A 13,157-nucleotide genomic window follows, 5' to 3' on the forward strand; every position below is an offset into this window, starting at 1 on the left:
GATACAAACATAAAAAAAAGATCCAGTTTTCACTGGATCTTTCTTATTTTAAAAACAAAGTTTAATTACGCTTTGTTGTGTTTGTCTTCGATTGTATGCTTCTCATCTTTAGAAATTGTATCAACCAATACTGGAGTAGCAATAAATAATGAAGAATAAGTACCTACAATAATACCAATTAACATAGCAAAGATAAATCCTCTAATTGATTCTCCACCAAAAATAAACATTGTTAATAATACAATGATCATCATTAATGAAGTATTCAACGTTCTTGATAATGTAGTATTAATAGAAGCGTTTACGATATCTTCGAAACTACCTTTACGGTTTCCAATGATAAACTCTCTCACCCTGTCAAATACAATTACAGTATCATTCATAGAATAACCGATTACAGTTAAAATCGCAGCGATAAAGTGCTGATCCATTTCCATGTGGAATGGCATGAATTTGTAGCATAAAGAGTAAATTCCTAATACGAAGATCACGTCATGCGCAACAGCTGCAATCGCACCTAATGAATACTGCCATTTACGGAAAGAAACCATTAAGTATAAGAAAATAACTGCCATCGCACCAAGAACTGCCCAGTATGAGTTAGTTTTAATATCCTCAGAGATAGAAGCTCCAACTTTAGAAGCTTGTAATACACCTACTCTTTTTCCATCAAATGAATTGATGAATTTATCGTAAGTAGTATTTGGGAAATATTTCTGTAAAGAAGCATATAATTTTTGGTTCACTTCTTCATCAATAGCAACACCATCTTCTTTAATTTTATATTTAGTAGTGATTTTCAATTGATCATCATCACCTAAAATTTTAGCCTCAACCGGAGTTCCAAAAGCAGCAGATAGTTCATCTGAAACTGCAGTAGCATCTACAGGTTTTTCAAATTTAACTTGGAAAGTTCTACCTCCAACAAAATCAACACCTTCATCTAATCCGTTCACGAAGAAGATAGAAATTAAACTTACTACAACTACAATTGAAGAGAAGATGTAAGTGAATTTTTTAATCTTGATAAAGTCAAAATGGAAATTAGTAAACCAGTTTTTAGTAATATTTGTAGAGAAAGTTAAATCTCCTTTTCCTGCAATATTTCTATCAATAAAGATTCTAGCAATAAAGATTGATGTAAACAATGAAGTTACAATACCAATTAATAATGTTAAAGCGAAACCTTTAATAGGACCTGTTCCAAAAATGAATAAGATAGCTCCAGTTAAAACGTGAGTAACGTTAGCATCAATAATAGAACGCATTGCACCGTGCCATCCGTAAGAAGCTGCAACTGCTTCAGAAAGTGATTTTCCTTCACGTAATTCCTCTTTTGCTCTTTCGTATATAATAATGTTAGCATCTACCGCTGTACCTAATGTTAACACGATACCTGCAATACCTGGTAATGTCAATACAAAACCAAAACTTGCCATAATTCCGAATAAGAAAAGTAAGTTTAATAATAAAGCAAGGTTTGCATACCATCCAGCTTTACCATAATAGAATACCATCCAAACGCAAACTAATAAGAATCCTAATATAGAAGAAATTGTACCTGCATCAATAGCTGCCTGTCCTAAAGATGGACCAACAACAGTTGATTGAATAATATCTGCAGAAGCTGGTAATTTACCTGCGTTTAAAACGTTAGCTAAATCTTTAGTTTCAGCAACATCAAATGAACCTGTAATTTCAGATCTTCCTCCAGCAATAGGACCACTTGTTACACCTGGAGCAGAATATACGATATCATCTAAAACAATAGCGATATAACTTTTTTGAGCGAATGCTCTACCTGTTAACTCTTCCCAAACTTTAGCACCTTGGCTGTTCATCTGCATAGAAACTGCAGGTTTACCCATCTGGTCAAAAGTATCTTTTGCATCAGTAACAACACCACCGCTCATTGCTGGGTTATTGTCTCTGTTTCCTTTTAAAGCATATAATTCAACAACTTCAATATCTTTAGCACTTGCTAAATCTTTTGCTTTTTGATCTTTTATAGTAGTTGGTTTACTCCAAACAAATTTTGCATAATGCTGGTCAGCAGCCAATAAAACTCTAATCTCTGGTCTTTTAAAATAAGCATTGATAGTAGCAGTATCTTTTGGTGCGAAGTAACCTAAAACTGGTCCACCACCTTGCCCTACAATTTTATCAAATAAAGGATTATTTCCTTTTTTAGTATCAGCAGAATCTTTAGCATCTGTTAATAAAGCATTCAATGAATCTTTAACAACAGTTTTAGTTTCAGTTTTCTTAACTTCAGTTTTCTTTAAAGCTTCGTTAGCTGCAACTAAGAAATTACCAATTTCTTCAACTTTATAAGTTTCCCAGAACTCTAATTGAGCTTTTCCACCTAATAATTTTTTAATTCTATCAACATCTTTAGCACCTGGAAGCTCTACTAAGATTCTTCCTGTTTCTCCTAATTTTTGGATGTTTGGCTGTGTTACACCAAATTTATCAATACGCTCTCTTAATACTTTAAAAGCACTTTCTACAGACTCATCAACTTTTCTTTTGATAACTTTTTGAACCTGTGCGTCAGACATTTGAAAATCTACACCACCTTCTCCTTGAAGACTTCTGTTAGCAAAGATATCTGGAGAAGCTAATTTTACGCTTCCTTTTGAGTTTGCATCAAAAGCTTCAAAAAACTTATTTAAATATGTTTTGTTACCTTCTAAATTTGCAGATGCATCAGCTAATGATTTATTAAAAACTGGATTTTTAGAATTATTAGCTAAACCTTTTAAAACATCTTTAATAGAAATTTGAAGAATAACGTTGATTCCTCCTTCTAAGTCAAGACCTTTATTAAGCTGCTTATTTTTCACTTCGTTATAAGTGAAATCAGTAAAACCAAGATTTAATACTTTCTCTTTACCAATAGAATCTAAATATTTCAGCTCCTTATCAGGATTATCTCCTGCAAAAGCTTTAGCTTCACTTTTGACACCATTTGCCACAAAAGTGAATGATAGTTGGTAAATACTCACCAATGCAAATAGAATTGCGAAAAATTTAATAAGTCCTTTATTCTGCATTATTACTAAAAATTAATTATGTTTTATTTTTGTTTTTGTTTTAAAGTCCCATAAAATAAGCCCTGACATGATTTTTTAAAACAAAAATACGAGATCACGAATTACCAATTTTTTTTTAAACCGAGCAAATATATAATTAACGAAAATATTAACCAATTTATTTATTAATTAATCTCAAAAAAAAAGCTGCAAAAGTGCAGCCTTTTCTCTTTTTTGCCGTTTTTATTATACTAAAATCGTTTTTAGAGCATCATTCATACTTCGAACTGCATCTGCACTTTTAGCAAATAATGCTTTTTCCTGATCGTTTAGGTTAATATCTAAAATTTCTTCTACTCCGTTTTTACCAATTATACATGGCACTCCTATACATATATCATTTTGACCATATTCTCCTTCTACGAAAACAGAACATGCAATCATTTTCTTTTGATCATTCAAAATACTATCTACCAAATAGGCTACAGAAGCTCCAGGTGCGTACCACGCAGAAGTTCCCAATAAACCTGTAAGAGTTGCACCTCCTACCATAGTGTCTGCTGCTACTTTTTGCAATACTTCTTCTGAAAGAAATTCTGACACTGGAATTCCATTGTAAGATGCCAAACGAGTTAGCGGAATCATAGTTGTATCACCATGCCCTCCAATTACCATTGCTGAAATATCATTTGCAGGTTTATCTAAAGCTAATGAAAGATATGTTCTAAAACGAGAACTATCCAAAGCCCCGCCCATTCCTATAATTCTATTTTTTGGAAGACCAGTCGCTTTTAAAGCCAAATACGTCATAGTATCCATCGGATTCGAAACTACAACAATTATTGTATCGGGAGAATATTTTAATACATTTTCAGCAACTGTTTTAACAATTCCTGCATTTATACCAATTAATTCTTCTCTTGTCATTCCTGGTTTTCTTGGAATTCCTGATGTAATTACTACCACATCACTTCCAGCAGTTTTAGAATAATCGTTGGTAACGCCAGATACTTTAGTATTAAAACCAGTATTTGTCGCGCATTGTGTAATATCCAATGCTTTACCTTCGGCAAAACCTTCTTTAATATCCAACAATACTACTTCGCTGGCAATTCCTCTATAAGAAATAACATCAGCACATGTAGCTCCAACATTTCCTGCTCCTACAATGGTAACTTTCATATTTTATACTTTATCGGTTATTAATTATTTGTCTATCCCTAAAAAAGACAATTCGTTTAATTGTCTAGTAAATTTAAACAATTAAACGAATTGAAATTATTAATTTTTTATTTTATGCGTCGATATTTGCGTAAACTGCATTTTTCTCGATAAATTCTCTACGAGGCGGTACTTCGTCACCCATTAACATAGAGAAAACTCTATCTGCTTCTGCTAAACTATCAATGGTTACCTGACGTAATGTTCTGAAGTTTGGATCCATTGTAGTTTCCCACAATTGCTCCGCATTCATCTCTCCAAGACCTTTATAACGTTGAATAGCGGCGCTTCCACCCATTCTCTCGTTAGCTTGATCACGCTGCACATCATTCCAAGCATATTCTTTTTTGTTTCCTTTCTTAACTAAATACAAAGGAGGCGCTGCAATGTAAACGTGGCCTTCTTCGATTAGCTCTTTCATGAAACGGAAGAAGAACGTTAATATTAAGGTAGAAATGTGACTACCATCGACATCGGCATCACACATGATGATTACTTTGTGGTAGCGTAATTTTTCAATATTAAGAGCTTTACTATCTTCTGCAGTTCCTACAGTTACCCCTAAAGCAGTAAATATATTTCTGATCTCTTCGTTTTCGAACACTTTATGATGCATCGCTTTTTCAACGTTCAAAATCTTACCACGTAATGGCAGAATTGCTTGAAAGTTACGATCACGTCCTTGTTTTGCTGTTCCACCAGCCGAATCTCCCTCGACTAAGTAAACCTCACATCTTGCAGGATCCTGCTCAGAACAATCTGATAATTTTCCTGGAAGTCCACCGCCGCCCATAACGGTTTTACGCTGCACCATTTCACGAGCTTTTTTCGCTGCGTGACGTGCCTGAGCCGCTAAAATTACTTTTTGGATAATTACGCGAGCATCATTTGGATTTTCTTCCAAATAATTCTCAAGCATTTCTCCAACAGCCTGTGAAACTGGAGAAACTACTTCTCTATTTCCAAGTTTAGTTTTAGTTTGTCCTTCGAATTGTGGTTCTGCAACTTTTACCGAAATAATAGCTGTTAATCCTTCACGGAAGTCATCTCCTGCAATTTCGAATTTCAATTTATCCAACATTCCAGATGCATCTGCGTATTTTTTAAGTGTTCTTGTCAAACCACTTCTAAAACCTTGTAAATGCGTTCCTCCTTCGTGTGTATTAATATTATTTACGTAAGAAAAAATATTCTCTGTATAACTTGTATTGTAAATCAAGGCAACCTCAACTGGAATTTCACCTTTATCGTGATCCATGCTGATTACATGAGAAATAATTGGCTCACGGTTTCCATCTAAATAACGAATATATTCTTTAAGACCTTCGTCTGAATGGAATACTTCACTTTTAAATTCACCTTTTTCGTCAACTTCTCTTTTATCTGTAAATGTAATTGTGATTCCTTTATTCAAGAAAGAAAGCTCACGCATACGTGCTGAAAGCGTATCGTATGAAAACTCAGTAGTCTGAGTAAAAATAGTGTTATCTGGATAAAAAGTCTGGCGTGTACCTCTCTTATCTGTTTCTCCAATTTGTTTTACAGGATACAAAGACTTTCCTCTTTCATACTCCTGCTCATAAATCTTACCATCTCTAAATACAGTAGATTTCATGTGAACTGAAAGGGCATTTACAACCGAAACCCCTACCCCGTGTAAACCTCCAGAAACTTTATATGAATCTTTGTCGAATTTACCACCGGCTCCAATTTTTGTCATTACAACTTCAAGTGCCGAAACACCTTCTTTTTTATGTAAATCAACTGGAATACCACGTCCATTATCTTCAACTGTAATCGAACCATCTTCGTTAATTGCAACACCAATTGTATCACAATGCCCTCCCATGGCCTCATCAATAGAGTTATCAACAACCTCATAAACTAAATGATGCAGTCCTCGAACTCCTACATCTCCAATATACATCGATGGACGCATTCTTACGTGCTCCATTCCTTCTAATGCCTGAATACTATCTGCTGAATAATTGTTCTTCTTGATTTCTTCGCTCATATAATTTATTCTAATAAATGTATTTACTGTCTAACACGCAAATATATAAAAACGCAGGCTATATACCCATTAAAATACGACTTAAAGCACTTAAGTTATTAACACAATTGTCTGAAAAACCTAAAAATAACTTCAAAAATGAATTTAAATTCAAATTTTCTTTAATTCCAAATTCCAAAAATGGAAATAACGTAAAAAAAGCTCTTTTTTAAATTCCAATCTTTTAAATCCCAAATTCCAAAAATTAGAAAGAATTATAGAAAAATCAATTTTTAAAATTCCAAACTCCAAAACTGAAAAGATATATATGGCAAAAAAAAACCGAAACTACAATTGAATGTATTTCGGTTTTGTTTTTGATCCAAAATTGGAATTTGGAATTTATTTTATTTGAATTTTCAACTTTGGAATTTAATTCCTAAACTGCAACTCCAGATTTTACGCTCTCAAAGTTTCCTTGTAAGTGTGCAGCATTTGCTCTTCCACTCGGATCAAGGTTTTCCTGCCATTTTGGAATCCATTTACGCACTGTTTGCGCAGCACTTACCTGTGGGTAGTATTTATGAAAAATAGAGCGGTACAAATAAGCTTCTTTTGTCGTTGGTGAATTGTATGGAAATTCTGCGCTTGCACCAGCCAATTGTTCATCTGTAACTTGTGAAGCACAATATTCAATTAATTCATCAACCCAATTATACCCAACTCCATCTGAAAATTGTTCTTTCTGGCGCCATAAAATATCTGCTGGCAAGTACGGATCTTCGGGAGTATCAAAGGCTTTTCTTAAAATGTATTTTTCAACTCCATCATAAGTCTTAGGCTGTTTTTCTTCTGTTTTAATACGGATATTTACATCTAAGAATTCTGTATCTAAAAACGGAAATCTCACTTCTAGTCCGTGGGCCATTGTCGCTTTATCTGCACGAAGTAAATCTGCAGTAAACAACTTTTGAACTCTTTCTATTGTTTCATCCTGAAATTCTTCTGCTGATGGTGCATTTCTAAAATACAAATGTCCTCCAAAAACCTCATCTGCTCCTTCTCCTGATAAAATTACTTTAACACCTTGATCGGCAATCGCTTTAGACAATAAATACATCGGAACACCAGATCTTACACAAATAATATCGTAGGTTTCGATATGATAAATTACTTTTTCTAAAATTTGAACACCTTCTTCTACAGAAAAATGAACTTCATGATGTTCTGTTCCTAAAAATTCTGCTGCTTTTCTCGCCGCAATATTATCTGGTGAATCTGCATCTAATCCGATTGAAAATGAATGCAGTTTTTCTTCGTTTCCTTTTAATAAACGAGAAGTTATAGCAGATGTCAAAGAGGAATCTAATCCTCCTGATAGTATAACACCTACAGGAACATTTGCTAATAAACGTTTGCTTGTTGCGTTTATTAAACTTTGACGGATTGAATCTAAATCTAAAGAATTATCTGCTTTTTTATGATCTTCATATTCTGGATGGTAATATTTTACAAAACCAGTTTTTGCTGTATAATAATGTCCTGGAGGAAAAGTAGAAAATGATTTGCATTGATCTGCAATTGATTTCATTTCTGAAGAAAAATAAATCCTTCCTCTTTCATCTAAACCATAATATAAAGGCTTAACTCCAATTGGGTCACGGCCTGCAATATATTTATCGCCATCAATTACCACAAAAGCAAAATCACCATCAAGTTTGTTACAAAAATCATAACCAAACTCTTCATAAAGATGTACAATAACCTCAGAATCTGATTCTGTTCTAAAAGTATGATGTTTTAAAACCGTTTCCTTCAGTTCTTTATAATTATAAATCTCTCCATCATGCACCATCCAAGCTTTTTGAGTTCCTTGAATAGGCTGTTTTCCGGAATTAAGATCAATAATAGACAGACTTTCATGACAAAGTATACTGCCATTTTCCATAATATGAATATCACTTTCATCAGGACCGCGATGCGACATTCTCTCTGAAAGTTCTTTTACAAGCTTAGGGTCTTTTCCTTTACCAATAACGGCCAATAATCCAGACATATTATTCTATTTTTTATTTTTATTCTTATGTACCCAACTCTAAAGTAAGCTGTACATTAAAAAATCATTAAAATTTCTGTTGAAAGCAAAACTAAATATTATTTTTTGCTTTCCTAAATTTTCTATATTAAAATTTCGGGGATTTAACTTTATTCGGGGAATGTCAAATATAAAAAAAGTAAGTTAAATAAATGCTAAAAACTTTTTCCAAAGAACTGAAATAGAGAATTTAACAATTTTAGACAAGAAAGACGTCCTAATAAGGACGTCTTTCTGCAATATATATACTAATTCTAAAAATTAAACTCGTTTTTTAAGCTTTAACATAAGCATCATCGTGAACACTTGCTACCGCTCTACCAGAAGGATCATTCATGTTTTTGAAAGCTTCATCCCACTCCAAAGCAATTTTTGTACTACAAGCAACACTTGCTTCCTGAGGCACACATAAAGCCGCTGCATCACTAGGAAAATGTTCTGTAAAGATCGAACGATAGTAATATTCTTCTTTTGAAGTTGGTGTCTGCAATGGGAATTTGAATCTAGCGTTTGCCAATTGTTCGTCTGAAACTTCTCTGGCTACGACTTCTTTCAAAGTATCGATCCAGCTGTATCCTACTCCATCAGAAAATTGTTCTTTTTGTCTCCAAGCTACACTTTCCGGAAGCATATCTTCAAAAGCTTTACGAACTACCCATTTTTCCATCGGATGTTCTTTGTTGATCATTTTATCTTGCGGGTTGATGCGCATTGCAACATCCATAAATTCTTTGTCTAAGAAAGGAACACGTCCTTCTATTCCCCACGCTGCCAAACTTTTGTTGGCACGTAAACAATCGTACATATGAAGTTTTCCTAATTTACGAACGTTTTCTTCATGAAATTCTCTAGCATTTGGCGCTTTATGGAAATATAAATAACCTCCAAACAACTCATCTGCACCTTCTCCAGAAAGAACCATTTTGATTCCCATTGATTTGATAACTCTCGCCATCAACCACATTGGAGTTGAAGCTCTAACTGTAGTTACATCATACGTTTCTAAGTTGTAAATTACATCACGAACAGCATCTAAACCTTCTTGGATTGTAAATTTAATTTCGTGGTGAATGGTTCCAATATGATCTGCAACTTTACGCGCAGCAGCTAAATCTGGAGAACCTTCTAAACCTACTGAGAAAGAGTGTAATTGCGGATACCAAGCATCTGTCGTATCATCTGACTCAATACGTTTTTGCGCAAATTTTTTGGCTACAGCCGAAGTAATAGAAGAATCTAAACCTCCTGAAAGTAAAACTCCGTAAGGTACATCACTCATTAATTGTCTGTGAACCGCAGCTTCTAACGCTTTTTTGATTTCTGGAATGCTTGTTTCGTTATCTTTTACAGCATCATATTCTGTCCAGTCTCTTTTATACCATTGTACAAATTCACCGTCTTTGCTTGATAAATAGTGTCCTGGAGGGAATAATTCAATTTTGGTACAATATCCTTCTAAGGCTTTCAATTCTGAAGCTACATAAAATGTTCCATGTTGATCCCATCCAATGTATAATGGAATAATTCCCATATGGTCACGAGCAACAAAATACTCATCTTTATCAACATCATAAATAGCAAATCCGAAGATTCCGTTTAATTCGTCAACGAAGTTTACGCCTTTTTCTTTATATAAAGCTAAAATAACTTCGCAGTCACTTTCAGTCTGAAAGTTATATTTTCCTTCGAATTGTTTGCGCAGGTCTCTGTGATTGTAAATTTCACCATTTGCAGCCAAAACCAATTTTTTATCTTCTGTAAATAAAGGTTGTTTTCCTGAAGCTGGATCTACAATTGCCAAACGCTCGTGAGAAAGAATCGCTTTATCATTGCTGTAAATTCCGCTCCAGTCTGGTCCGCGGTGACGAATGATTTTAGACATTTCTAATACTTGAGGTCTTAACGCTTCGGCTTTTTGTTTTAGATCAAAGGCACATACAATTCCACACATAATTCTATATTTTTATTTTTAAATTTTAATTTGATAGGGCAAAGATGCGGTATTGGTTACAATTGAAAAACACAAATAGTAATTTCAATTACAAATTTTAATCATATTTGTATTTTTACATACAAAATGTAAAATTTAGAAGTAAAAATTAGCTCCAAACTTGAAAATTTTAATTTGGAACAAAAAAAAGGTTTAAAATTGAAAGTTTGATGTAATTCTTTGAATTAAATTATGAGATTTTAAAGAAACCTTAAAATATCTTCAATAACTAATTTAAATTATGTTTTAAGATTATCATATAGTTAGTAATTCACATTCGTTTGTCATTCCAAAGAATGAGGAATGACAAGATTAAGGAGAATACTTTTTGGTTAATTCAACTTTGTCAAAGTTTAAAACTTTGACAAAGTTCTTCGTAAACTTAAAACAGATTATTCAACGCTTTCAATTGTATAATGGGTTTTATTAATCTCAAACTGAAATCCAGCTTTATTTCCCATTAAATGATTTCCAAGCGGAGACTGCGGCGAAAGCGCAATAACATTAATTCCGTCAATTGTTATTTTAGGAAGTGCAACACTCACGTACAAATAGATTCCGTTTGCTTTTACTAAACTTCCTAAAACTATATTTTCAGTAGTTTTAAGCGGATCTATTTTGTCTAAAATTGCTTTTTGTTCAATCGCCTCTCTTAGTTTAGTAGTCAGCTTTTCTTGTTCAATATGCATCATCGACAAAGCAGTTTCGTGTTTATCTCCCGCAGAACCTTTGGCATCGTTTTTAGAATCTTCGGTTAAGTTCGTAATCATGTCTCTAAAAACATCCATTCGGTCTTGAACCATTTGTGTATAATGGGAATATATTTTTTCTTTAAAAGTCATTTTTTTGAGGTACTGTGGTTCTAAGGTACAAAGATGCAAAGGTTTTTCCTTTATTAAAAAAAACAGCCACGAATTCACGAATCTACTCCAAAAAATTCATGAGTTCATGGCTGAAAAAAAAAGGCACTTTTATATTATATATAATTTTTGTGCCTTGGTGTCTTTGTGGTTATGCTTTAAAAATCAAATTTATAATTTGCACCTCCTAAAACTTGGAATCCTTGTACAGGATAATTTAACCATTTTTCGTAAGCTTGATTTCCGATATTGTTTAGTTTTAGGAAAAATGTTAAACGTTCGTTGAACTTGTAACCTAAATGAGCATTTGCATCAAAATAACTTTTTAAAGTAATTGGCTCAGCATTTACTCCTAAAGAGGTATTCGTCTGCATATCTTTTCTTTCTCCTACGTAAAATACATTTAATCCTGCATACCATTGCTTAGTAATATTAACGTCTAAAGTCGAACTTAATTTCATTGTTGGTAAATTCCATGCTTCAACTGCGTTATCTGTATTATAACTATTGAATGTTCCGTTGATTCCAAAAGTTACATTCTGCGAAAAATCGGCTTTTAATTCTCCGTAGAAACGGAAAGTTCTAATATCCTCGTAAACTACCCCAAATGAATTTCCAAAAGCATAATCTTCATTTGTAATTACTTCTGTGTAATCATTTGCTTTAAATAATGCTTTATCTTTTTCATTCATATAAGAACCTGTCAAGTTATAATTGACATTATTTGCCAGCTTTCCTTTCAAACCTGCAAAAACATTGTATTGTGTGCTAGACGGACGCATGTTTAAAGTTGGAGACAGAAATGGATTTTCATTCACAAAATCGGCGTAAGAATTCTGAGTTAAACCTCCATTTACTCCCGTGTAGAAAATCATTAGATCACCAACCAATTTATAAGAAGCATTTACTTTTGGATAAATGTAGAATTTGTTGCCGCTGTTTTCAGAATCTGCGCTGTAGAAAACTCCAGCTCCTAATTCTAGTGTCCAATCATTTTCATTAATTACAAAACTCGGTTCAATTCCAACATTTGTAAAACTGTATTTTAAAGCTTCTGTATTATCTTGTAAATAATTATTTTTAAAAGAACCGCTTACATGATCTACAATTACATTTGTTTTGATTGCCTGATCCATTACATCAACAGTAAACGTAGGTTTTACAAAAAATCTATTTTCTGATGAAGAATAGCTGTCTGAAAAATGAGTGAATTTTGCGGCAAGATTGCTAAAAATACTTTCTGTAAATTCAGCATTTCCTCCCAACCAAATTGTATTATAAGAATGATCTGGATTTATACTATTTACTAAATCATAACGCTGATCTGGAATTGTAGAACCAAAATCTGACGGAAGCCCGTACCAATTGTAAATCTGATTTTGATATCCTAAATCAACATTCCACGAATTATCTCTATTGTTTTGGCCGTAGCCAACATTAATTGCGGTATCGTAAAATTCATCGTTTAACTCTACATCTTTTATTCCGCCCTGCGAAGAATGATGACGGAACATTCCTGCCAGATAATCATTATTCCCTAAATCCTGATTTACGAATAATTCTGCGTTTAAAGTACTGTAATTTCCAAGTCCTAAAGTGGCATAATTATTAAATAATCTCTCTTTTTTAGCTTTTTCAACACCTTCTGCTTTTCCTTTAGACGGCGTAAAAGTCGAAGCAACAGGAACAGATAAAATACTATATTTAATAACTTCTTTCGGCTGATTGCCGCTGTCGTCAAGCGAAGGAGTTTCTTTCACTTTAAAAGCATCAGAAATAGTCGGCGAATAAGGTTTTACTACGTTTACAGTCTCCGTTCCGATACTTTCATTTTTCTTCTGCGCAATCGAAAACTGAGCTGTAAATAACACTAACAAAATGATTATTTTATGTCGGCAGTTTAATTTCATATTTCTTTCTTTTTTAGAGAAAAGAATATAGAAGAAAGAACATAGACTTCTCT

7 protein-coding genes are annotated in these 13,157 nt (G+C 33.4%); all 7 read right to left on the reverse strand.

What is annotated here, in order from left to right; genetic code table 11:
* Positions 1 to 65 precede the first annotated feature (65 nt).
* Positions 66 to 3,056, reverse strand: coding sequence for a protein translocase subunit SecDF (gene secDF, locus ASE40_RS19840; protein ID WP_057119065.1), 2,991 nt, complete (start codon positions 3,054 to 3,056; stop codon positions 66 to 68).
* Between the two features lie 225 nt (positions 3,057 to 3,281).
* Complete coding sequence (gene mdh / locus ASE40_RS19845; RefSeq protein ID WP_057119067.1) at positions 3,282 to 4,217, reverse strand: malate dehydrogenase; 936 nt, start codon at positions 4,215 to 4,217, stop codon at positions 3,282 to 3,284.
* A 112-nt stretch (positions 4,218 to 4,329) separates the two neighbouring features.
* Complete coding sequence (gyrB, locus tag ASE40_RS19850; RefSeq protein ID WP_057119070.1) at positions 4,330 to 6,270, reverse strand: DNA topoisomerase (ATP-hydrolyzing) subunit B; 1,941 nt, start codon at positions 6,268 to 6,270, stop codon at positions 4,330 to 4,332.
* Between the two features lie 418 nt (positions 6,271 to 6,688).
* Positions 6,689 to 8,305, reverse strand: a complete 1,617-nt coding sequence (gene asnB / locus ASE40_RS19855; protein WP_057119071.1) for an asparagine synthase B — start codon at positions 8,303 to 8,305, stop codon at positions 6,689 to 6,691.
* Positions 8,306 to 8,618: 313 nt separating this feature from the next.
* Complete coding sequence (gene asnB, locus ASE40_RS19860) at positions 8,619 to 10,295, reverse strand: asparagine synthase B (protein ID WP_057119072.1); 1,677 nt, start codon at positions 10,293 to 10,295, stop codon at positions 8,619 to 8,621.
* A 431-nt stretch (positions 10,296 to 10,726) separates the two neighbouring features.
* A complete protein-coding gene (locus tag ASE40_RS19865) occupies positions 10,727 to 11,176 on the reverse strand; it encodes a hypothetical protein (protein WP_057119073.1) in 450 nt (149 codons plus the stop codon).
* Between the two features lie 176 nt (positions 11,177 to 11,352).
* Positions 11,353 to 13,104 (reverse strand): TonB-dependent receptor, encoded by a 1,752-nt coding sequence (locus tag ASE40_RS19870; protein WP_057119075.1) that lies wholly within the window; start codon positions 13,102 to 13,104, stop codon positions 11,353 to 11,355.
* Positions 13,105 to 13,157 lie beyond the last annotated feature (53 nt).

It is taken from the genome of Flavobacterium sp. Root935 (genome assembly GCF_001429295.1).
Classification (GTDB): Bacteria; Bacteroidota; Bacteroidia; order Flavobacteriales; family Flavobacteriaceae; genus Flavobacterium.